General features: G+C 42.4%; 21 protein-coding genes, 1 pseudogene and 1 riboswitch. Of the genes and pseudogenes, 13 read left to right on the top strand and 9 right to left on the bottom strand.

The window, feature by feature from the left end:
- Nucleotides 1-114: 114 nt before the first annotated feature.
- From C511_RS0111340 to C511_RS0111325, 4 genes are all read right to left on the bottom strand, one after another.
- Nucleotides 115-678 (bottom strand): 30S ribosomal protein S16, encoded by a 564-nt coding sequence (locus tag C511_RS0111340; protein ID WP_024997270.1) that lies wholly within the window; start codon nucleotides 676-678, stop codon nucleotides 115-117.
- A gap of 113 nt (nucleotides 679-791) precedes the next feature.
- Nucleotides 792-2,090 (bottom strand): Na+/H+ antiporter NhaC family protein, encoded by a 1,299-nt coding sequence (locus tag C511_RS0111335; RefSeq protein WP_024997271.1) that lies wholly within the window; start codon nucleotides 2,088-2,090, stop codon nucleotides 792-794.
- 210 nt (nucleotides 2,091-2,300) lie between these two features.
- Nucleotides 2,301-3,791, bottom strand: a complete 1,491-nt coding sequence (locus C511_RS0111330; protein ID WP_027318156.1) for a UxaA family hydrolase — start codon at nucleotides 3,789-3,791, stop codon at nucleotides 2,301-2,303.
- Between the two features lie 20 nt (nucleotides 3,792-3,811).
- Nucleotides 3,812-4,882, bottom strand: a complete 1,071-nt coding sequence (locus C511_RS0111325; protein ID WP_024997272.1) for a LacI family DNA-binding transcriptional regulator — start codon at nucleotides 4,880-4,882, stop codon at nucleotides 3,812-3,814.
- Between the two features lie 248 nt (nucleotides 4,883-5,130).
- Here C511_RS0111325 and C511_RS0111320 point away from each other — a divergent pair, with 248 nt between their 5' ends.
- Both C511_RS0111320 and C511_RS0111315 read left to right on the top strand, forming a co-directional pair.
- Nucleotides 5,131-6,174, top strand: a complete 1,044-nt coding sequence (locus tag C511_RS0111320) for a sugar kinase (RefSeq protein WP_024997273.1) — start codon at nucleotides 5,131-5,133, stop codon at nucleotides 6,172-6,174.
- Between the two features lie 28 nt (nucleotides 6,175-6,202).
- Nucleotides 6,203-6,874 carry a bifunctional 4-hydroxy-2-oxoglutarate aldolase/2-dehydro-3-deoxy-phosphogluconate aldolase gene (locus tag C511_RS0111315; RefSeq protein WP_024997274.1) on the top strand — a complete coding sequence of 224 codons (672 nt, stop codon included), beginning with the start codon at nucleotides 6,203-6,205 and terminating at the stop codon, nucleotides 6,872-6,874.
- A gap of 187 nt (nucleotides 6,875-7,061) precedes the next feature.
- Here C511_RS0111315 and C511_RS0111310 read toward each other — a convergent pair whose 3' ends face one another.
- Both C511_RS0111310 and C511_RS0111305 read right to left on the bottom strand, forming a co-directional pair.
- Nucleotides 7,062-7,583: a threonine/serine exporter family protein gene (locus tag C511_RS0111310; protein ID WP_024997275.1), complete on the bottom strand. Its 522-nt coding sequence runs from the start codon at nucleotides 7,581-7,583 to the stop codon at nucleotides 7,062-7,064.
- Nucleotides 7,580-8,353, bottom strand: coding sequence for a threonine/serine exporter family protein (locus tag C511_RS0111305; RefSeq protein ID WP_024997276.1), 774 nt, complete (start codon nucleotides 8,351-8,353; stop codon nucleotides 7,580-7,582). Before C511_RS0111305 ends, C511_RS0111310 begins: the two co-directional genes overlap by 4 nt.
- Before the next feature lie 136 nt (nucleotides 8,354-8,489).
- Between C511_RS0111305 and C511_RS0111300 the strand changes: the two genes are divergently transcribed.
- Entirely contained in the window at nucleotides 8,490-9,401 is a 912-nt protein-coding gene (locus C511_RS0111300) for a cation diffusion facilitator family transporter (protein WP_024997277.1), read from the top strand.
- Nucleotides 9,402-9,466: 65 nt separating this feature from the next.
- Nucleotides 9,467-9,675, top strand: a riboswitch (cobalamin riboswitch).
- Nucleotides 9,676-9,730: 55 nt separating this feature from the next.
- Nucleotides 9,731-10,705: a uroporphyrinogen decarboxylase/cobalamine-independent methonine synthase family protein gene (locus tag C511_RS0111295; RefSeq protein ID WP_024997278.1), complete on the top strand. Its 975-nt coding sequence runs from the start codon at nucleotides 9,731-9,733 to the stop codon at nucleotides 10,703-10,705.
- A 245-nt stretch (nucleotides 10,706-10,950) separates the two neighbouring features.
- On the opposite strand, the gene fldA is transcribed toward C511_RS0111295, so the two are convergent.
- A complete protein-coding gene (gene fldA, locus C511_RS0111290) occupies nucleotides 10,951-11,460 on the bottom strand; it encodes a flavodoxin FldA (RefSeq protein WP_024997279.1) in 510 nt (169 codons plus the stop codon).
- Between the two features lie 194 nt (nucleotides 11,461-11,654).
- Between fldA and C511_RS0111285 the strand changes: the two genes are divergently transcribed.
- Nucleotides 11,655-12,353: a hemerythrin domain-containing protein gene (locus C511_RS0111285; protein WP_024997280.1), complete on the top strand. Its 699-nt coding sequence runs from the start codon at nucleotides 11,655-11,657 to the stop codon at nucleotides 12,351-12,353.
- The gene (locus C511_RS0111280; RefSeq protein ID WP_024997281.1) at nucleotides 12,349-12,957 is read left to right on the top strand and encodes a response regulator transcription factor; all 609 of its coding nucleotides are present in this window, start codon (nucleotides 12,349-12,351) and stop codon (nucleotides 12,955-12,957) included. The genes C511_RS0111285 and C511_RS0111280 overlap by 5 nt, the downstream gene beginning before the upstream one ends.
- Before the next feature lie 273 nt (nucleotides 12,958-13,230).
- Here C511_RS0111280 and C511_RS0111275 read toward each other — a convergent pair whose 3' ends face one another.
- Nucleotides 13,231-14,124, bottom strand: coding sequence for an AraC family transcriptional regulator (locus C511_RS0111275; protein WP_024997282.1), 894 nt, complete (start codon nucleotides 14,122-14,124; stop codon nucleotides 13,231-13,233).
- 201 nt (nucleotides 14,125-14,325) lie between these two features.
- Between C511_RS0111275 and C511_RS0111270 the strand changes: the two genes are divergently transcribed.
- The 6 genes and pseudogenes from C511_RS0111270 to C511_RS0111245 all read left to right on the top strand — a co-directional run bounded on the left by C511_RS0111270 (nucleotide 14,326) and on the right by C511_RS0111245 (nucleotide 20,387).
- Entirely contained in the window at nucleotides 14,326-15,591 is a 1,266-nt protein-coding gene (locus C511_RS0111270; RefSeq protein ID WP_024997283.1) for a TolC family protein, read from the top strand.
- A gap of 4 nt (nucleotides 15,592-15,595) precedes the next feature.
- Nucleotides 15,596-16,498 carry an HlyD family secretion protein gene (locus tag C511_RS0111265; protein ID WP_024997284.1) on the top strand — a complete coding sequence of 301 codons (903 nt, stop codon included), beginning with the start codon at nucleotides 15,596-15,598 and terminating at the stop codon, nucleotides 16,496-16,498.
- The gene (locus C511_RS0111260; protein WP_027318155.1) at nucleotides 16,498-17,412 is read left to right on the top strand and encodes an ABC transporter ATP-binding protein; all 915 of its coding nucleotides are present in this window, start codon (nucleotides 16,498-16,500) and stop codon (nucleotides 17,410-17,412) included. Before C511_RS0111265 ends, C511_RS0111260 begins: the two co-directional genes overlap by 1 nt.
- Nucleotides 17,413-17,419: 7 nt before the next feature.
- A pseudogene (locus tag C511_RS0111255) lies at nucleotides 17,420-18,148 on the top strand (ABC transporter ATP-binding protein); the annotation flags it as partial.
- A gap of 3 nt (nucleotides 18,149-18,151) precedes the next feature.
- Nucleotides 18,152-19,255, top strand: a complete 1,104-nt coding sequence (locus C511_RS0111250; protein ID WP_024997286.1) for an ABC transporter permease — start codon at nucleotides 18,152-18,154, stop codon at nucleotides 19,253-19,255.
- Between the two features lie 4 nt (nucleotides 19,256-19,259).
- On the top strand, nucleotides 19,260-20,387 hold the full coding sequence (locus C511_RS0111245; protein WP_024997287.1) for an ABC transporter permease: 1,128 nt from the start codon (nucleotides 19,260-19,262) through the stop codon (nucleotides 20,385-20,387).
- Between the two features lie 79 nt (nucleotides 20,388-20,466).
- Here the strand turns inward: C511_RS0111245 and C511_RS0111240 are convergent, their stop codons facing one another.
- Complete coding sequence (locus C511_RS0111240) at nucleotides 20,467-20,895, bottom strand: Hsp20/alpha crystallin family protein (RefSeq protein ID WP_024997288.1); 429 nt, start codon at nucleotides 20,893-20,895, stop codon at nucleotides 20,467-20,469.
- 256 nt (nucleotides 20,896-21,151) lie between these two features.
- Here C511_RS0111240 and C511_RS0111235 point away from each other — a divergent pair.
- The coding region (locus tag C511_RS0111235) for an ISAon1 family transposase N-terminal region protein (protein ID WP_034782169.1) at nucleotides 21,152-21,393 on the top strand (242 nt) is incomplete at its 3' end.

The raw sequence follows: 21,393 nt of genomic DNA, 5'->3' as shown, positions 1-21,393 counted from the left end.
ACATCTTCTTATGGTCATGTTACATATACCATAAAAAAAAGTCTCCCGCACAAACTGTACGAGAGACTTTATACTTTTTAATCCTAAAGATTATCGGGAATGCCGAAATTCGGATTATTCTGCAGCAGTTTCTGTTGCAGGAGCTTCAGCAGCTTCTTCAGCAGCAGGAACTTCTTCAGCAGCAGGTGCTTCTTCTGCAGGAGCGTTAGCAGCAAGTTCAGCAGCTTTCTTTTCTGCAAGAGCTTTAGCTTTCGCTTCATTCACTTTCTTTTCTGCTTCCAGACGAGCCTTAGCATCAGCTTTAGCTGCTTCATCTTGCTTAGCTTTCAATGTAGCCAAACCTGTTTGCTTGTTGTTTTTCCAAGCTTCAAATTTAGTATCAGCTTCTGCTTCGCCGAATGCGCCTTTAGCAACACCGCCTAAAAGGTGTTTTTTGAAGTACACACCTTCACGAGAAAGGATAGTACGTACAGTGTCTGTAGGTTGTGCTCCATTCATAACCCAAGAAAGGGCACGTTCGAAATTCAAATCTACTGTAGCAGGATTGGTGTTCGGGTTGTAAGTACCAATCTTCTCTGTAAATTTACCATCACGTGGTGCTCTGCTGTCTGCAATTACAATTGAATAAAACGCGTAACTTTTACGTCCGTGTCTTTGCAATCTGATTTTAGTTGCCATTTAAAAATGTTTTAAATTAATGATTTGAATAATGCTATTAACTCGTAATAGCGGCGCAAAGATACTTCTTTTATTCTGATTGACAAAGTTTTTGGATCTTTTTCAGCTTTCGGTCAGGAATACTGCCGAGGGTATCTGATCAGAATGGCGGTCAAAGCAAATAATCCCATCATAAACGGGTAATACAGATTGCCGATAATGTGAATAGGGGAGATGTTTGCCAGTCCGGCGGCAATAAGCATTTGCGCTCCGTAGGGTATGATTCCCTGAATGAAACACGAGAAGGTATCTAATATGCTGGCAACTTTCCTGCGGTCGAGGTGAAACTTGATGGCAATGTTGCGTGCAATAGGTCCTGTGGTAATGATGGCAATGGTGTTGTTGGCCGTGCATAAGTTGGCTATGCTTACCAGTGCCGCAATGCTTAGTTCGGCTCCGCGCTTATTCTTCACGCGTTTGGTTAACGCGTTAATGATGTAGTCGATGCCTCCGTTATACCTGATTGTTTCGAGCATGCCGCCCGCCAGCAAGGTGACAATGATCAGTTCGCCCATGCCGATGATGCCGTTTCCCATGGAAGCAAACCAGCCAAAGAAGTCAAAACTGCCGGTGTACAAGCCCACCGCACCGGTAGAGATGATGCCCAGCAGCAGCACTAACATGACGTTCATCCCGGTGATGGCCGTTCCCAAAACAATGAGGTAGGGCACTACCTTGATCCACTCAATGGATGTGAGCGCGACGGGTGCCGTGATGGATAATCCTTGAAAAATATAAATGCCCAGGACCACAATGGCAGCGGGAACCACAATCATGGAGTTGACACGAAATTTATCTCTCATCACACACTCTTGTGTTTTGGTGGAGGCTATGGTGGTGTCTGATATAAACGATAAGTTATCGCCAAAGAAGGAACCTCCCACCACTACTCCTACCATGTAGGGCAGGTCAATTCCGGTTTTTTGTGCCAGACCGATAGCCACGGGAGTTAAGGCTACAATGGTGCCAACGCTGGTACCGATGGACAAAGAGATGAAACACGAGGCGATGAATATACCGGCAATCAGCAGGTTGTCGGGCAGTATCTGCAAAGTGAGGTTCACGGTTGCATCAATGGCGCCCATGGCTTTGGCGCTTTGTGCGAATGCTCCGGCTAAAACAAATATCCATATCATTAACAGGATGTTCTTGTTGGAAGCTCCGGCGGAGAATTGTTGTATTCTATGCTCCAGGTTTAGTCCGCGTGTTATGGCAATGGCATAACAAGACGAAAACAAAAAGGCAACGGTAATGGGTACTTTATAGAAGTCGTTCACCCAAACGGAGGTGACCAGGTAAAGGCACATGAATACCAGTAGCGGACTTAAAGCCAGCATGCCCGATATTTTTGGTTTGCTGTTGTTGTTATCCATGAAGCAGTATGTTATAATTTGATTTTGCGAGGCAAAGATAATACATAGAAGGAACACTGACTCTAACAGTTACAGTTCTTTTGCATGATGTTTCTCAATTGAAACAAATAACAAGCAGCTTTGTAACGCTATAATCAGTGTTCCCCAATATATAAATGCCGGTTTTATAGAGTAGCTGTCGCAGTCCGGCATCCGACAACTACCATCTTCTTATAAAGTAACTCCGGTTTTGAAAATTGAAATTTCACGGAATCCTTTCTTTTCATTGTTAACTAATTCACCGCTGGCCACCCGAATGATGTAATCAATAAATCGTTCGCATGTTTTTTCCATGGGTTCGTTTTCAACAATAACTCCCGCATTGAAGTCTATCCATCCCGGTTTTCTTTCTGCCAAGCCCGAGTTAGTAGAGATCTTCATCGTAGGAACATACGTTCCGAAGGGAGTACCGCGTCCGGTGGTGAAAAGTACCATGTGACAACCGGCCGATGCCAACGCCGTTGAGGCTACCAAGTCATTGCCCGGTGCAGACAATAGGCTGAGGCCTTTCACTTTCAAACGTTCTCCATAAGGCAGAACTCCCGAAACGTAGCTCTTTCCGCATTTCTGTGTGCAGCCCAGCGCTTTCTCTTCCAGTGTAGAGATACCTCCGGCCTTGTTTCCCGGTGAAGGGTTCTCGCCAACAGGTTCGCCGTGTGAAAGGAAATATTCTTTGAAGTCATTGATCAGGTGAACGGTTTGGTTGAACAAATCTTTGTTCTCGCAACGATTCATTAAGATGGTTTCTGCGCCAAACATTTCGGGAACTTCCGTTAATACGCTGGTTCCGCCTTGTGCGATAAGGAAATCAGAGAACATACCCAACAATGGGTTTGCAGTGATTCCTGAGAATCCGTCGGATCCGCCGCACTTCAAGCCTACGCGAAGTTCAGACAAAGGAACATCTACACGAACATCTTTGGATGCTTTTGCATACAGGTCGCGAAGTATTTTCATGCCTTCTTCATATTCGTCGCCAACTTTCTGTGTAACGAGGAATGAAACCCTGTCTTGATCATAATCTCCCAGGAATTCTCTGAAAGCATCGGGTTGGTTGTTTTCGCATCCCAAACCAACTACCAATACGGCACCGGCATTGGGGTGGAGCACCATGTCACGCAAAATCTTACGTGTGTTTTCATGATCGTCACCTAACTGTGAGCAACCGTAGTTGTGAGGGTAGGCCACAATGGCATCAACGCCTTTGCCTTCGGTTTCTTTACGCAGACTGTCGGCTAGTTGGGCTATAATTCCGTTAACACATCCCACAGTTGGAATGATCCATATTTCGTTACGAATACCTACTTCGCCACTCTTGCGGCGATAGCCTTTGAACGTAAGGTCTTTCTGAGGAATATCCAACGATACTTGCTGAGGGTTGTAAGAGTAATCAAGCAATCCTGCCAGATTTGTTTTGATATTGGTTTCATTCATCCACTCACCTTGCTTCTTGGCAGTAGTGGCATGTCCGATCGGGTATCCGTATTTTATAATGTTTTCGCCTTCTGCTAAATCGTTCAGAGCAAATTTATGTCCGACCGGGATATCTTCCTTTAGCGTAACTTGTATTCCGTTGACTACAATATTTTCTCCTGCAGACAGATTCTCTATTGCCACAGCTACGTTGTCGGCCGGATTAATTTGTAAATACTTTGTTTTCATCAGTTTCTATTTTAAATTTATTATCTGGGTATCTTCAGGTAGAAATCAATGTTTTCTGCCGTCAGAAGATCTATTGGCATGTAATTAATGCAAGTAACTTCTTTCTTCAAGATAAGATAGTCACACAATGTTTTGATACCGTTGAGTCCCTGTAATTCGGGTTGCTGAGCTATTAAAAACGTAACACTTCCTTCTTTCAGGCAAGTGATATTGCGTTCTAGCAAATCGTATCCTATCAGGTTAAACGGTATTTGTTGTCTTTGGTTTAAATATTCTCCGATAATGTATGCTTTTGAATTGAATGTAATTCCGAAACGTACATCGGGATGTTGCCGGAAGAAATCATCCAGCATGATGTTGTCTTCACTGGGTCTTTTGGCATGGAGGTTTAATTCCAGTATGCGGCAGTCGGGATAATGCTCTTTCATGTATTGTCGGAAGCCGATCTCTCTGTTCTCTTGCTGGTTTGAACCCACAATGCCTTCGTTTATCTTTCTGAAAATGACAATCTCCTTTTCGTTTTGGGTGAGCATCATCAACATCCGCGCCGCGAAATAACCGCTCTGGTGGGAGTTTTGACCGAAGAATGCCAACGGGCGAAGTTCATTTATGTTTGAGTCTATATATATATAAGGTATACTACATGTGTTGAGGGCATCGGTAAGCACCTTGGTGTATTGCGGTGCCGTAGGCGCCAGAAGAACCCCATCTGGTTTGGAGTCAACAATGGCTTTGCCTGCATCAACAAATGAATGATAGTCGTAAGGATCATAATAAGATATTTGTGCCGAGGTGTTGAAGTCAGAATAGTTGGCCAATGCTTCTTTGATTCCGGTTTCAACGGCCGTCCAATATTCGCCTTCCAGATGTTGCGGCAACAAACACGCAAAAGAATACCGTTTATTCGATGCCAGAGCACTGGCATACATGTTGGGCTGATAGTTGAGTTGCTCCAGTATTTCTTCCACTCTTTTGCGACTGGCTTCAGAAACACCGCTTCGTCCATGAATCACACGGTCTACAGTTCCTACAGATACATCTGCTAGTCTGGCTATATCTTTAATTCTGATTCTATCCGGTAACTTATTCATTTTTGCTTTGTATTATGGGGTTGTGTGCCCGCACACAATAATAATCTTAATATTTTCGACACAAATATATAACAATTTTTGTAATTACGAAAATTATCGTATCTTTGTGCCCGCACACGAGACACAAACAAGAGGTTTAAATGTCTCGGAAAAAGGGTCTAAAACCTTTTGTTTAAGAGCCTTTTGCTATCAATGATTATAATTTGAAACTTAACAATATTAATAACTTATTTGAATTAAACAGAATTATGGGAAAGAAAGTTGTTACTTTTGGGGAAATTATGCTTCGTTTGGCAACTCCGGGTTACCTAAGATTTTCACAAGCTAAAGAATTTACTGCTACTTTTGGCGGTGGAGAAGCGAATGTGGCAGTTTCATTGGCAAACTATGGTCTTGACACTGAATTTGTAACCCGTCTTCCTAAGAACGATATTGCTCAATCTTGTATTATGGATTTACGTGCACACAATGTGGGCACAAAAGAAATAATCTTTGGTGGCGAACGTGTTGGTATTTACTTTTTAGAAACAGGTGCGGTTGCCCGTGCTTCTAAAGTAGTTTACGACCGTGCTCATTCTTCTATTTCTACTATTGAACCGGGAATGGTTAACTGGAAAGAAGTGTTCAAAGATGCTCAGTGGTTCCACTGGACCGGCATTACACCTGCTTTGTCTCAAGGTGCTGCCGATGCTTGTTTGGAAGCTATCAAAGTTGCCAATGAAATGGGAGTAACCGTTTCATGCGACCTGAACTACCGCAAGAATCTTTGGAAATACGGTAAAACTGCCGACGAAGTGATGCCTGCTTTGGTAGAAGGTTGTGATGTTATTTTGGGTAACGAAGAAGATTGCGAAAAGGTATTCGGTATTAAACCAGAAGGATTTGATGTAACTGCTACCGGTGGTGAAGTGAATTCTGCCGAATTTGAATCTGTATGTACTCAGATGATGAAGAAGTTCCCACGTTGCAAGAAGATGATTGTAACTCTTCGTGGTGCAATCAATGCAAACCACAACACTTGGGGTGGCGTTCTTTACTCTGACGGTTCTTTGAAAGTTTCAAAAAGATATGATATCACACACATCGTTGACCGCGTAGGTGGTGGTGACTCATTCATGGGAGGTCTTATCTACGGTTTGATCAGCTATCCTACCGATGATCAGAAAGCGCTTGAGTTTGCTGTTGCTGCTTCATGCTTGAAGCATACTATTTACGGTGACTTCAACCTGGTAACAGTAGCTGAAGTTGAAAACCTGATGAAAGGTGACGGTTCGGGTCGTGTTAGCAGATAATATCTTACCTATTAATTGATAAAAGAAAATGGCAAAATTTAATAAAATACAGGTGCTCAATGCAATGGCAAGCACTGGAATGGTTCCCGTTTTTTACCACAAAGACGTAGAAGTAGCTAAGAATGTTGTTAAGGCTTGTTATGACGGTGGTGTTCGTGCATTCGAATTTACCAATCGTGGCGACTTTGCACAAGATGTTTTCGCTGAATTGGTGAAATGGGCTGCTAAAGAATGTCCTGAAATGGTTATGGGTATCGGCTCTATCGTTGATCCGGGTACTGCTGCATTATACATTCAGTTAGGTGCTAACTTCGTGGTTGGTCCGTTGTTCAATCCCGAAATTGCTAAAATCTGTAACCGTCGTTTAATTCCTTATACTCCGGGTTGCGGATCTGTATCTGAAATCGGTTTTGCTCAGGAACTAGGATGCGATTTATGCAAGGTATTCCCTGCCGGCAATGTAGGCGGTCCTTCATTCGTGAAGAACGTGAAAGCTCCTATGCCATGGTCTATGCTGATGGTTACCGGTGGTGTTGAACCTACTAAAGAGAACTTGACTGCTTGGATTAAAGCCGGAGTTACTTGTGTGGGTATGGGTTCTAATCTTTTCCCTAAAGAAGTCGTTGATGCTCAGGACTGGGGATGGATTGTTGCGAAGTGTCAAGAAGCTTTCGGCTATATTGCTGAAGCTAGAAAATAATGATATTTACTAATGCGGCCATCTGCTTGTAAAGGCAAATGGCCGGTCAGTAATAAAATATGCCTCGATTAAAAGGGTTAGTTAGTTAATATTATTAGAGGCATATTTTTCCCATTTTGTTTAAAGGTGTTTAAGGGGACAACCATCGGAATGATTTTGTTAGTGAGTCATTTCGGTGGTTTGTTTTTTATTTTTTAACCAGCTTATCAATAAAACGGGTTGCGGTGAACGATTGTCTGTGGAAAATAAACACAGGAATGGCAGCGCCCACAACTAGGGCAAACAATACAAAAATGGTGGTTATACCGTTTCTGAAGAATTGTTCGATGTAATTGAATGAAGCCGTCTGATCCGTGCTTTGCATGAATTTGGTGAGTGCCAGAATGCTTTTGTAGGCAAACATTCCCGGAATCATTGGGAGCAATGAAGGGAAGGAGAATACTTCTGCCGGACAATGGATGAATTTGGCAAACGGAATAGCCAGCAAACCAATGGATACGGCTGCACAAAATGATGCAGTGGCAATATCCATTGTGAACATTTCAGTGTGTAGCAGGAAATAACGCAGTCCATGCCCTACTGCAGCCAGAAATGCCGAAATAGCCAATGCCTTACGAGGCGGATTAGAGATGATGGCAAAACCTATCGCTGCAACGGCGGCAAACAATCCGTCGTATATGATTGCTTGAATAAATTCGTAATCTATCATAAGGCGCTGACTCCTGTAATTAAAAGTGTTATCGATAAGCCTATTGCTATACAGATAATGAGCAAGCAGGCATTAATAAATCGCGAGGTTCCGGCCAATACATGTCCGTCAATAATATCCATAATGGAGTTTATCAATGGAACGCCCGGTATCAGGTAGAGCACACTTGTACCTAAAGCCATATCGGGCGTATTACCCCAATGAAACAAATAACCGGTACTACCAATGATGGAAGCAATAAATGAGGAAATAATGAAAACAGCTAAATGATTCCAATGTCTTTCTATTAAGAATTGGCGAACAAAGAAACCGGCTAGGGTGGCTACGAATACAATGCCCATGGAAGTGACGTCTCCCTGGAAAAGCCTGCAGAACGATGCGTTGGCACAAGCAACCAGGAATAAAACCAACCATTTGCTTTCACGCGGTTTGTTTATAATCTCATGGTATCGCTGCTTGAGCTCATCAAGCCCCAGCCTGTTGTCGTAGGCTTCCCAGCTAAGCGTGCTTAGCTTAGAGTTGACGGCAAAGTTCAGAGCCATAGGCTTGATCCTGCTTACTGTACTATACGAATGAGAGTTGTCGGCATCTCTCAAAGTCATAATGATGGTTTTTTGAAAAATAGTCATGTCCAGGTCGAATCCAAAAGACTCGGCAATTCGGGTGGTATTTTTCACAACACGCGAAGTTTGCACACCTACAGCCATTAAGGAGGTGGAGTAATCGGACAGAAACTTGGATAGTTCTTTCAGTTGGTGGTGAATGTCCATACAAAAATAAATGTGAAATATCAGTTCAGGTCGCAAAGTTACAAAAAAAACGAAGTTGATATACATACTTCTAGGTATTTGATATGTTTTAAGATAAAGTTATCTTTGTAGCATTGAATAACTAATAATTTGTCTGATGGAACACGAACATCACCATCATCACCACCATCATGATCATACTACCGTGATCACGTCTTTAAATAAGTCGTTTTTGATTGGTATCGGACTTAACATTGCTTTTGTCATTGCTGAGTTTAGCATTGGAATCTATTATAATTCGCTAGGACTTATATCTGATGCGGGACATAATCTGAGTGATGTTGCCAGTCTGATTCTGGCCATGCTTGCTTTTCGTCTGGCGCAAATCGCACCGAATGGAAGATACACGTACGGATATAAAAAGAGTACGGTGCTTGTTTCCTTGTTGAATGCGATTATTTTGTTGATTGCCGTCGGCGTTATTTTGGGCGAAAGCTTGGGCAAACTTTTTAATCCGCAACCTGTAGAGGGTGTGGCTATTGCGTGGACGGCCGGCGTAGGTGTGTTTATCAATGGAATAACTGCCTGGTTGTTTATGAAAGACAAGGATAAAGACCTGAATGTGAAGGGAGCTTACATGCACATGGCTGCCGATGCGTTGGTTTCCGTAGGAGTTGTTTTCTCGGGGATACTTATTTCATACACCGGCTGGTCCATCATAGATCCTCTCATTGGTATTGTCATTGCTGGTATTATCATTTATTCTACCTGGTCTTTGTTGCATGATAGCATCAGGCTGTCGCTCGACGGAGTTCCGGTAGGAACTGACGGAGAGAAAATCAGAGAGCAAATTATGGAAGTCGCTGATGTTGTAGAATGCCACCACTTGCATATCTGGGCCATAAGTACAACGGAAACGGCGCTGACTGCACACATTGTTATTGAAAACTTTAGCGTACTCGAAGTGGTGAAGAAAGAGGTGAAAACCATCTTGTTGAACTCCGGAATCAGGCACGTGACATTGGAGTTTGAAGATGTAGAAAACTCTTGTTCGGAGCACAAATGTTAAAAATACATTCTACTAGCTATTTGTGTTAATTAACAACAGATTGCTTTGCTTATTCATTCTTTTCCATATATTTGCATTTAGGAATGGTTTATCGCTACTTTTCGGTAGTGATAATTAAAAGGGAATCGGGTGTAAATCCCGGACAGTCCCGCTGCTGTGAAGCTTTATTTTCAACGTTTTGATAATTAATACCCCTTTAACCACTGGCCTTAGCCGGGAAGGTTTATCAAAACGGAAGCTAAGTCAGAAGACCTGCCATCTGTTTGAAGTCTATATTCTTCGTGGGTTAAGGGTATAGTACAAGATAAAATCAATTTAATATTTTACGTATGGAAAACATCAGGCCTCCGTTCAAGATTGACCTTGCAGGTGCGTTTCTTTTGCCTCAGGCATTAAAAGAAGCTCGCGAGCAATATCGGAATGAGCAGATTTCTTTGGTTACATTACGTGCTATGGAAGATGCTGAAATCCGCAATCTGGTAGAACGACTTAAGTCGGCAGGATTACAAGTAGTTACAGACGGGCGTTTTCGTAATGCCATGTGGCCGCTTGACTTTATGTGGAGTTTTGAAGGTGTACAACCCGTAAACGCTAAGAAGACCGGTATTTGTCTGAATGGAAGAATTGATTTTCATCACCATCCTGTTATTGATGGTTTCATGTTTCTGACGGGCGTCACAGGGGGAGATGTAATTGCTAAACAGGTTTTGCCGGCACCTTCACTTTTATTGTCTGAAGTGTTGAAAACAGATGCTGAGCAGTTGAATGTTTTTTATGAAGACAGAGAATTGTTAGTCTCAGATATAAGTGCAAGCTACTGTAAATTGATTCAGAAGTTGTATGATTCGGGATGTCGGTATATTCAGTTTGATGATTCTTCGAGGAATGTCTGTGAAGAAGGTATTGCCTTGAATAATTTGGTTTTGGAAGCAATTCCGGCTGATTTGTATGTCTCATTTCATGCTTCTGTCGATATGTTATCGGCCATAAGAGGAGTGAAGGCTTTTTTCTTGGATTATGATGATGAATGTTGCGGGCGTACAAGTCTGCTGTGGTTCATCAAAGAGCAAAAAGCTACATTCGGATTTATTCCGTCACATTATCCGATGCCCGATGAGCTGGATGAGATTTATGAAAAGATAGACGAAGTAACACCTTATATTGCACTAAACAGGTTAAGTTTATGTGTGCCTAATGCGCAGGTGTTGCCCAATGAGGCGTATGAAACCGCGCTTAAGAAACAATGGACTACCATTGACATGGCCATGATAGCTGCTAAAAAGCTGTGGGGCCAGACCGAATGATTTCTTTATAACTAGTATATTTTCTAAGAAATAAACTCTGCCAAGTTTATTTAGGAAGCCCGGGCGAAGTGATTCGATCGGGCTTTAATCTTTTTCGGGCACCCCGGAAAAAGTAGGTTTACTCTTTCATACAATCAAAAAAGAGTGCCTTGTTTAAGGGCACTCTTTGAAAAAAATACAAGTTAAATAAGAAAAACAACTATAACTTTGACGAAATGTATAACGGATATATCTATTGTTAATATTTAGTTAAGGCATTCTGTTTTCAACTTTTCAATCCAGTTGTCAATACGCTGATCGGTCAAATCGTCCTGATTAACTTCATCAAGAGCCAAACCTACGAATTTGCCGTCGACTACAGAAATTGAAGAATCAAACGTATAACCGTCTGTTTCAGTTCTTCCGCAGAATGTACAACCGGTTTCTTTTAATTCTTCGTATAGATTACCCATGCCGTTGCAAAATGTGTCACTGTATGAATCAGAATCACCACAACCAAATAACGCAACGAACTTGTGAGAAATACCGGCCGCTTTCAGTACTTTAACACCATCGTACCAGTCGTCCTGCAGTTCACCGTCGCCCCATGTGGCCGATCCTAAAACCAACACATCATATTTGTTAACTAACTCTTCCGAAATCTTGGCTGCATCGTGTAAATCAGACTTTTCAACGCCCAATTTTGCTGCGATTTTACGTGCCACATCTTCTGTAGTTCCTGTAGTGGAACCATAAAATATACCTATTTTACTCATAACTACTTTTTAATTGATTTTGTTACGTGCAAATATATGGCCAAAATAATCACTATTCAATCCCTATTTATAGTGGAAATACAACTTATGAGTACCTACATATTGTTATTTTGAGAAAAATACCTAATTTTAGTGATTGTGCGCGCACAAAATTATGTGTTAATTTGCACCAACTAATATATAATAGGTATTTTATGGACAAAATTCAGAAATACAAACCGGCCGATAAGATGAGTGATCTCATCTGTGATAACTATTCCTTGTTACAAGTAATGAGCCGTTTCGGACTCTCGCTTGGCTTTGGTGATAAAACCGTTAAAGAGGTATGCCAGATGAATGGGGTTGACTACCGTACTTTTCTCACGGTGGTGAACTTTGTTGAAGAGGGATATTCGCGAATGAATGATGATTCTGATGATATATCCATTCCCGCTTTGGTTGATTATCTTCGTCAATCACATATTTATTTTCTTGATTTCTCTTTGCCGAGTATTCGTCGCAAATTGCTTGACTCCATTGACTACTCCGAAAAGGAAGTAGTTGTGCTCATGCTTAATTTCTTTGACTCGTACGTTAGCGAGGTGAGGAAACACATGGAATACGAAGAAAAGACTGTCTTCAAGTATGTTGATGATTTGCTCCATAATCAGGCGCCAAAAAATTATCAGATCAGTACATTTTCAAAACACCACGACCAAATCAGTGAGAAACTGACCGAATTGAAAAATATCATTATCAAATATTGTCCTTCTAACGCAAACAATAACCTGCTCAATGCAGCTCTGTTTGATATTTTCGCTTGTGAAGAGGCGTTGGATTCGCACTGTAAAGTAGAAGATCTTATTTTTGTTCCGGCCATTTTGAAACTGGAGAGGAGGGTGAGACATGATTAAAAATAATGAGGTGATCCGAATAGCTATCGCCGAATCATCTGTTATTATCCGCAGCGGTTTGTCGGTTGCGTTGAAACGTTTGCCTAGTCTCAAAGTGCAATCGGTAGAACTCGGTTCTATAGAAGCTTTGAATGATTGCTTGCGCTCTCAACCCATTGATATTTTGATTGTGAGTCCCAATTTCGGCAATTACTTTGATGTGCTCCGTTTTAAGGAAAGCCCCATTGGCAAGGGAATCAGTGTCATAGCATTAGTAAGTACCTTTATCGATGCTTCTGTATTGAGTAAATATGATGATTCCATATCCGTTTATGATGACTTAGAGGTGATATCCAATAAAATAAGTCGCCTGCAGAACATTGAATCTGATGACGATAGCGATAGCCAGGAAGCATTGAGCCAACGAGAGAAAGAAATAGTAGTGTGTGTAGTGAAAGGAATGACCAATAAAGAGATTGCCGAGCAACTCTATTTGTCAATTCATACAGTAATTACTCACCGCAGAAACATAAGTAAGAAGTTGCAGATACACAGTGCAGCCGGTCTTACCATTTATGCAATTGTTAATAAGTTAGTGGAAATAGGGGAGGTGAAAGGCATATAATTTAAAAAGTGTCAATATTACACTTTATGCTTTTGTAATTCCCATAATCTATATATCTTTGCAATGCAATTAAGAAATTAATTTTCGCTCAAATAAGTATCAGGTATTAGTTTGAGAATAGTTTTCAGGTAAAAGATTTAGGATAACAATTAGGTTTTAGAGTTTTTAAGGTAACAAGGTAGAAAAAAGAAAAGCCATTTGGCTTTTCTTAAAGGGATACGGGAAATTCAGTTAATGAATTCTCGTTTTTTTTGTTTTATACACTTTGATTGCCTAACTTTTCTGGTATTCCATAGGAGTCATTCCGGTCATCTTCTTGAAGAACTTACAGAAAAAGGAAGGATTGGGGAAGTTTAGCTTGTCGGCAATCTGGTAAACGAGCAAATCGCTGTGTTTCAAGAGCACTTTTGATTCAATAACGACGGCTTGGTTCAGCCACTCCATCACAGTTTGCCGGCTGGTGTTTTTTACCAATGTATTCAAGTATCGGGGTGATAGGCACAGTTTGTCAGCGTAGAAAGCCACATTGCGTTCCCGCGTGCAATATTCATGCACCAAAGCGATGAAGCGGTGGAACGTTTCTTCCTGTCTGGTATGCCTCGTCTGATTATTCGCTTTGCTTCTTTTTCGTATATAGCTAATGTTGAATAGAAGAGCCGATACCAAACTTTGTACCACTTCTTTCCGGAATACTTCTTCGTGAACCGTATCCCAGATCAGAAAGAAATACCGTTCAGTCATTTCATAATCTTTCTCGGAAAGCGGCAAAAACAGATTCTCTCGTCTTCCAATGTAATATTCCAGCACCTCATCTTTGTTCAGGAACTGAATGAAATCATTTTGAATGGCCATCATTCGCATCTCAAAATCGGTAGTGAATTCGTGTATCTCAATAATGGAGTTTGGAGCTAATAGCAATAAATCTCCTTTCTTAGCAGTATATTGAATCAGATTGATGGACAGTGTAACTTGTCCACTCACGGCATAAACGATTCTGCCTTCCTTCAGCTTGTAGGGCTGGTGGATGAAAAAAAGTTCACTAGTCATCCTCATGAAACTACTGACTATGCCAAAGTCCTTTGTTACAAACCGATATTCGTTGTTTTGAACAATAAAATAATCCAGCACATTCTTCAATGATATTTCTAAAGGTTCGTTTACTACCATAATACTTTCCTCCTCAAAAGGTTTATTTATCTCACAAAGATAATAAAGAGAACATAAAATTGCTTCTTAAAGAGCATAAAACGAACTATTGGAACATAATGACCAACAAACAGATTGTCTGTACCTCTTTTACACACTCTATCTTTGCGGTATCGAAAATTCAATCAAAAATAAGTATATCAAATTCAAACCCCAAGAACTATGAAACAATTTGTTTTCTGGATTCTCATTGGCTGTTTTGCCGCACCTTCTCAGGCTCAGATTACCTTGGAAAGTTGCCGGCAAAAGGCACAGGCAAATTATCCGTTGGTAAGGCAGTACGAGCTTATTGAAAAAACAAAAGAGTTTAGTGTGAGTAACGCCGCCAAGGGCTATTTGCCTCAGTTTAGCTTGTCGGCCAAAGCAACTTACCAAAGTGACGCTACGACAATCAATCTGAAAATAGGTGATTTTGCTTTGAATCGTGTTGCTCCCAAGGATCAATATCAGGCTATGGTTGAACTGAATCAGCAGATATGGGACGGTGGCAACATTCATTCGCAAAAAGAACTGGCCAAAGCCAACTCCGATGTGGATCGTGAAAAATTAAACGTCGACATGTATGCGTTGATCGAACGGGTGAACGATCTGTATTTCGGCATCTTGATGCTCGATGAGCAGCTTACGCAAAACACGCTTCTTTTAGATGATCTGGAAAGAACTCACAAACAAATATCGGCTTATGTAGCCAACGGAGTAGCTAACTCGGCTGATTTAGATGAGGTAAAGGTTGAACAGCTCAATGCTCTTCAAAAGCGGACGGAATTAAAAAGTTCACGGGAGGCTTATGTGAAGATGTTGTCTGTTTTTACGGGCGAAGAGATTGCTGAAACTGCATTGTTTGCTAAGCCGGTGGAGAGTGTTGCCCCGCTGACTGACCCGGCCTACTTCCGTCGTCCGGAGTTGTCGTGGTTTGAAGCTCAAAACGGTCGACTGGATGTGAACGAACAAATGCTTCAGGCTCGTAATATGCCTCGTCTGGGATTGTTTGTGCAGGGTGCTTATGGCAATCCGGGACTCAACATGCTCAAAGATAAGTTTGAAACCTATTACATTGCGGGTGTTAAACTCTCATGGAATTTCGGTGGTTTGTACACCCTGAAGAATGATAAAAAACAAATTCAGGTCAACCGTGCTCAGCTAGATTCCAATCGGGATGTCTTTCTGTTTAACACACGCTTACAGGCCACGCAGCAAAACAGTGCCATTAATTCGGTACGGGCGTTGCTCGACAAGGACGATGAAATCATTGCCCTGCGAACCAACATCCGGAAAGCGGCCGAAGCCAAGGTGTCAAACGGTACGTTGGCGGTGACTGATCTGCTGCGCGAAATTAATTCGGAAAACAAAGCCAGACAAGTCAAGGCTTTGCACGAAGTTCAGTTACTAATGAATATTTATCAATTGAAATACACAACGAATAATTAAGTATATGAGAGCAATGAAATTTTTAGGGATGATGTCTTCCCTTGCTTTATGTGTGGCATGTGGTAGCGGTTCGGATAATTATGATGCAACCGGAACTTTTGAAGCGACAGAGGTTACCGTTTCGGCTGAGGCTGCGGGACGTTTGCTGTTCCTTGATGTAGAAGAAGGCAGTCAGCTTACAGCCGGTGCGGAAGTCGGCATTATAGATACAATGCAGCTGGCACTGAAGAAACTACAGTTGGAGGCTAGCATGAAATCGGTACAAAGTCAGCGCCCCGACCTCAATAAACAAGTAGCTGCTACCAAACAGCAAATAGCCACCGCGGAGCGTGAAAAGAGGAGGGTCGAAAACTTATTAAAAGCCGGTGCAGCCAACCAGAAACAGCTGGATGATATTCATTCCGAGATAGCCGTGCTACAGAAACAGTTGACAGCGCAGACATCCTCTCTGCAAAACAACGTGCAAAGTCTGACCGACCAGGGAACTTCCGTGGCAGTACAAGTGGCACAGGTTGCCGATCAGCTGGCTAAATGCCACATCTCATCACCTATAAACGGAACGGTTTTGGCACGTTATGCCGAGGCCGGCGAATTGGCATCTGTCGGAAAACCCTTGTTCAAGATAGCCGATGTGGAACAAATGTATTTGCGCGCTTACATCACATCTGCTCAGCTGGCCGAAGTGAAGTTGGGAGATAAAGTCACGGTCTTTGCCGATTACGGCGACGAGATACGCAAAGAATATGCAGGCGTGGTTACCTGGATTTCTTCCCGTTCCGAATTTACGCCCAAGACCATTCAAACAAAAGACGAAAGAGCCAATCTGGTTTACGCCATCAAGGTATTGGTTAAAAACGACGGAGGTCTTAAGATTGGAATGTATGGTGGCATGAACTTACACAAATGATGAAAGCGGTACAAGTAGAACATATTTCCAAAAGTTACGGTAAGGTCATGGCTTTGCAAGACATCTCCTTTGAGGTTAACCGGGGAGAACTCTTTGGCATCATCGGTCCCGACGGAGCCGGCAAGAGCACGCTGTTTCGCATACTGACCACCTTGCTTTTGCCCGCTGGTGGTACGGCGAAGGTCGACGGACTCGATACGGTCAAAGATTTCAAGGAGATTCGTAAGCGGGTAGGGTATATGCCCGGCAAGTTTTCTTTGTATCAAGATCTGTCGGTCGAGGAAAACCTGACCTTTTTTGCAACGGTTTTTCAAACAACCATTCAGGAAAACTATCATCTCATTGAGGATATCTACAAGCAGATTGAGCCGTTTAAAACCCGAAAGGCCGGAGCCCTTTCCGGAGGCATGAAGCAGAAATTGGCTTTGTGTTGTGCCCTGATTCACAAGCCCAGCGTGCTTTTTTTGGATGAACCCACTACGGGCGTCGATCCGGTGTCGCGCAAGGAGTTTTGGGAAATGCTCAAACGCCTCAAGCAACAAGGTATTTCCATATTGGTTTCCACGCCTTATATGGATGAGGCTACTTTGTGTGATCGCATCGCACTGATTCGTCAGGGAAAGTTCCTGAACATTGACACTCCGGAACATATCATGGATGCTTTCGGGACAGATCTCTGGGCCATTCGTGCGCAGAATATGTATGCGTTGCTTCAAGATTTGCGTGCCAATGAACAGGTCCTTTCCAGCTTCGGATTCGGAGATATGCATCACATTACCTTGAAAGAAGGGTACAGCGCGGCGCAACTTCGTTGTGAATTAGAGGAAAAGGGACATAAAGGATTGTTGTTGGAGTCCGTCAGACCCAACATAGAAGATTGTTACATGAAATTAGCATCTCAAGAACATGAATGATATTGTAATTCAAACAGAGCAGCTTACCAAACGTTTCGGCACATTTACGGCAGTTGATCACCTCTCTTTTGAAGTCAGAAAAGGGGAGATCTTTGGTTTTCTTGGTGCCAATGGAGCGGGGAAGACAACGGCCATGCGTATGTTGTGCGGACTCAGTAAGCCTACCTCGGGGAAGGGTATGGTTGCCGGGTTTGATGTAGCCCTGCAATCCGAGCAGGTGAAGAAGAACATCGGTTACATGAGCCAGAAGTTTTCTCTGTATGAAGACCTCAAAGTATGGGAGAATATTCGCCTTTTTGCCGGCATCTATGGCATGAAGGACAAAGAAATAGCCTATAAGACAGAGCTTTTGTTGGAACGGCTGGAGTTTTCGGAAGAGCGTAACACATTGGTCAGACGCTTGCCACTGGGTTGGAAACAGAAGCTGGCTTTTTCGGTATCCATCTTTCATGAACCGAAAATTGTTTTTCTGGACGAGCCTACCGGCGGGGTAGATCCCGCTACCCGCAGGCAGTTCTGGGAACTCATTTATCAAGCGGCCGACAGAGGAATTACGATTTTTGTCACGACCCATTACATGGATGAGGCGGAGTATTGCAACCGGGTTTCCATTATGGTTGACGGACGTATTGATGCGCTCGACACGCCTTATAACCTGAAGAAACAGTTCGGTGCTGACAATATGGATGGAGTCTTTCAACAACTGGCGCGCAAGGCCATACGTAAAGCAGATTAAACGATGAAGCAGTTTTTTGTATTTATAAGAAAAGAATTTTATCACATTTTCCGTGATAAAAGAACCATGATGATTTTACTCGGCATGCCTGTCATTGAAATCATTCTTTTCGGTTTTGCCATTAGTACGGAAGTTAAGAATGTACGGGTAGCCGTGCTTGACCCGTCGTCCGACTTTCTCACACGTCGTATTATTGATCGCGTAGATGCCAGTGAATATTTTACGATCAGCCTGCGTGTGCACAACCAACAACAGATGGATGAGGCTTTCCGGAAAGGAGATATTGATTTGGCGCTGGTCTTCAGTGAGCAGTTTGCCGGTAATTTATATAACGGTGATGCCAAGGTGCAGTTGGTAGCCGATGCAACCGATCCGAACATGGCCGTGAGCCGTACTAACTATGCCACGGGTATTATAGCGGCAGTGCAACAAGAACTGTTGCCCGAAGGTGCGACCGGTTCTACAATTGTGCCCGACGTTCGTTTGTTGTACAATCCGCAAATGAAAAGTGCCTACAACTTTGTCCCCGGTGTTATGGGACTAATCCTGATGCTGATCTGTGCCATGATGACTTCCATCTCCATTGTGAGGGAAAAAGAAACAGGAACTATGGAAGTGCTGCTGGTATCACCTATGAAACCTATCTATATTATCTTGGCTAAGGCAGTACCTTATTTTGTGCTTTCATTTGTCAATCTGGCCACCATTTTACTGCTGTCGGTCTTTGTGCTTCACGTTCCCATAGCCGGAAATTTCTTTGTACTCATTCTGGTATCGCTGCTGTTTATCTTTGTCTCCCTGTCGTTGGGACTACTTATATCTACCGTTACGCAAAACCAAATTGCAGCCATGTTGGTATCGGGTATGGTTCTGCTAATGCCCACCACACTGATGTCGGGCATGATCTTTCCCATCGATGCCATGTCGGCTCCGTTGCAGGTTATATCTTCCATTCTTCCGGCACGCTGGTACATTGAAATTGTGCGGAAAGTCATGATTCAGGGAGTCAGTGTTGTCTTTGTCCTCAAAGAGATAGCCATTTTAGCCCTGATGGCCTTTGTGCTTATTATGATTAGTCTAAAGAAATTTAAAATACGTTTGGAGTAGAATTATGCTAAAGTTCCTCATTGAAAAAGAATTCAAGCAGTTGCTTCGCAACTCTTTCCTGCCGCGGCTTATCATCGGCTATCCCTGCATGGTGATGATTATTATGCCCTGGGCGACGAATATGGAGATTAAAAACATCTCTGTGAATGTAGTCGACAATGATCATTCCGTTGTTTCTCAGCGGTTGATTCATAAAATTGATGCCTCTTCTTATTTTCGCCTCAACAACCTGTCACCTACCTATAACTCTGCCTTGCGAGATATAGAGTCGGGCGATGCCGATGTGATATTGGAGATTCCCCGTCATTTTGAGAAGAAACTCGAGAATGGCGAAGCCTCGCACGTGTTGCTCGCTGCCAATGCGGTTGACGGAAGCATAGGCGGACTGGCCAGTTCGTATATGACGGCCACGCTAGCCGATTACAATGCACAGTTGCACGTAGAAAACCCTTCGTCCGGCATTGTTCAGGAAGCCGCTAGCTCTGTGCAACCCTCCGTGAGTGTGTCGGAGAAAAACCTCTATAATCCTCACTTGAACTATAAACTGTTTATGGTACCGGCATTGATGGTGATGCTTGTTACTGTGATTTGTGGTTTTTTGCCTGCCCTGAATATTGTTAGTGAAAAAGAAGTAGGTACTATTGAGCAAATGAATGTAACGCCAGTGGGTAAGTTCAAATTCATACTGGCCAAACTGATTCCCTTTTGGGTTGTAGGTTTTGTGGTGCTTACTCTGTCGTTCGGCTTTGCCTGGCTTATCTATGGAATACTTCCGGTGGGCAGTTTGGGAATCATCTACCTTCTCTCCGCTTTATTTGTGCTGGTTATGTCGGGTTTCGGACTCGTTATTTCCAATCACTCGGCCACCATGCAGCAGGCTATGTTTGTCATGTTTTTCTTTATTATTATTCTATTGCTGATGAGCGGTCTTTTTACTCCGGTTATGAGTATGCCTCAATGGGCGCAAATTATCACCATTCTTAATCCGCTCAAGTATTTTGTTGACATCATGAGAATGGTTTACCTCAAAGGCAGCGGATTGACCGATTTGTCTTTGCAGATAGGCGCCTTGCTGGCTTTTGCAACCCTATTTAATTTCTGGGCTGTGAAGAGTTATCGAAAGAGTGCTTAAAGCAAAAAAAGGAGTGTCTATTTGCAAGGCACTCCTTCTGTGGTTATCATTCATCATTTACGTTTGCCGTTTGGGGCAATTAATGAATCTCAATCAATTTCTGGGCTTTCTTCGTTTCTTGTTCGGATAATTTAGGCAGTTCAATGTTTAGAACTCCGTTTTCCACTTTCGCGGTAATCTTTTCCTTATCCACATTGTCGGGCAGTATCATTGTTTGCTGGAATTTAGCGTATGAAAACTCTCTTCTCAGATATCTGCCGTCTTTCTTTTCTTCTTTGTTTTCGGTTTTCTTCTCCATGGAAATGACCAGATTTTCATCTTCGTCGAGACGAACATTGAAATCATCTTTCGTCATACCCGGAGCGGCTACCTCCACTTTAAAATGGTTTGCTGTTTCAATTACGTTAATTGCAGGTGCAGTAACGTTAGTTCTTTCCACCCAGTCGCTATCGAAGAAATCATTAAAGATACTTGGTAACCAATTTTGAGATCTTCTTACAGGCATCATAATCATAATCTCCTATCTTTAAGTTAAACAATCAATTTACAATATCTTTTGAATACCCTTTTGAAGTATTCTTTTCGATAACTATATGGCAAATCATGTGCCAATGGTGTAAGCTGAAAAAATGACATTTATTAAGTAGGATAAAAGCTTTTGTTCTGACAAAAAGTGTGTTTTATATTGGTTTGGCGAAGATTAGGATCATACCGAAATCCTGAGGGGCTTTGATTGATAATCTTTATCTTTGGCCCAAAAACTTATGAATTACGATATCTTCCTTCGTTTTATCTTTCCCGATGGCATGTTTGATTACTTCAACATGGTTCGTTTCAATGAACTTGCCGATAAAGTTGAAATCTATTTTGAGGAGAAAAATAATCCTCCTGAAGAATATCAACAGGATAAGCTTGAAAGCAAAGGGTTCTATGAGGAAGTTCGTATGCATGATTATCCCATGCGTGGACGGAGCTGTATCCTTTATATAAAGAAACGCAGGTGGTA

Origin of the sequence: Bacteroides graminisolvens DSM 19988 = JCM 15093 (genome assembly GCF_000428125.1) — a bacterium.
In the GTDB taxonomy this organism is placed as follows: domain Bacteria; phylum Bacteroidota; class Bacteroidia; order Bacteroidales; family Bacteroidaceae; genus Bacteroides; species Bacteroides graminisolvens.
Note: the sequence above shows the minus strand (reverse complement) of the source record. Positions and strands in the feature narration are given on the sequence as shown.

Excerpts from the sequence above, each read along its gene's own strand:
- C511_RS0111340 (WP_024997270.1), bottom strand. The coding sequence starts at position 678 with ATGGCAACTAAAATCAGATTGCAAAGACACGGACGTAAAAGTTACGCG.
- C511_RS0111335 (WP_024997271.1), bottom strand. The coding sequence starts at position 2,090 with ATGGATAACAACAACAGCAAACCAAAAATATCGGGCATGCTGGCTTTA.
- C511_RS0111330 (WP_027318156.1), bottom strand. The coding sequence starts at position 3,791 with ATGAAAACAAAGTATTTACAAATTAATCCGGCCGACAACGTAGCTGTG.
- C511_RS0111325 (WP_024997272.1), bottom strand. The coding sequence starts at position 4,882 with ATGAATAAGTTACCGGATAGAATCAGAATTAAAGATATAGCCAGACTA.
- C511_RS0111320 (WP_024997273.1), top strand. The coding sequence starts at position 5,131 with ATGGGAAAGAAAGTTGTTACTTTTGGGGAAATTATGCTTCGTTTGGCA.
- C511_RS0111315 (WP_024997274.1), top strand. The coding sequence starts at position 6,203 with ATGGCAAAATTTAATAAAATACAGGTGCTCAATGCAATGGCAAGCACT.
- C511_RS0111310 (WP_024997275.1), bottom strand. The coding sequence starts at position 7,583 with ATGATAGATTACGAATTTATTCAAGCAATCATATACGACGGATTGTTT.
- C511_RS0111305 (WP_024997276.1), bottom strand. The coding sequence starts at position 8,353 with ATGGACATTCACCACCAACTGAAAGAACTATCCAAGTTTCTGTCCGAT.
- C511_RS0111300 (WP_024997277.1), top strand. The coding sequence starts at position 8,490 with ATGGAACACGAACATCACCATCATCACCACCATCATGATCATACTACC.
- C511_RS0111295 (WP_024997278.1), top strand. The coding sequence starts at position 9,731 with ATGGAAAACATCAGGCCTCCGTTCAAGATTGACCTTGCAGGTGCGTTT.
- fldA (WP_024997279.1), bottom strand. The coding sequence starts at position 11,460 with ATGAGTAAAATAGGTATATTTTATGGTTCCACTACAGGAACTACAGAA.
- C511_RS0111285 (WP_024997280.1), top strand. The coding sequence starts at position 11,655 with ATGGACAAAATTCAGAAATACAAACCGGCCGATAAGATGAGTGATCTC.
- C511_RS0111275 (WP_024997282.1), bottom strand. The coding sequence starts at position 14,124 with ATGGTAGTAAACGAACCTTTAGAAATATCATTGAAGAATGTGCTGGAT.
- C511_RS0111270 (WP_024997283.1), top strand. The coding sequence starts at position 14,326 with ATGAAACAATTTGTTTTCTGGATTCTCATTGGCTGTTTTGCCGCACCT.
- C511_RS0111265 (WP_024997284.1), top strand. The coding sequence starts at position 15,596 with ATGAGAGCAATGAAATTTTTAGGGATGATGTCTTCCCTTGCTTTATGT.
- C511_RS0111260 (WP_027318155.1), top strand. The coding sequence starts at position 16,498 with ATGAAAGCGGTACAAGTAGAACATATTTCCAAAAGTTACGGTAAGGTC.
- C511_RS0111250 (WP_024997286.1), top strand. The coding sequence starts at position 18,152 with ATGAAGCAGTTTTTTGTATTTATAAGAAAAGAATTTTATCACATTTTC.
- C511_RS0111245 (WP_024997287.1), top strand. The coding sequence starts at position 19,260 with ATGCTAAAGTTCCTCATTGAAAAAGAATTCAAGCAGTTGCTTCGCAAC.
- C511_RS0111240 (WP_024997288.1), bottom strand. The coding sequence starts at position 20,895 with ATGATGCCTGTAAGAAGATCTCAAAATTGGTTACCAAGTATCTTTAAT.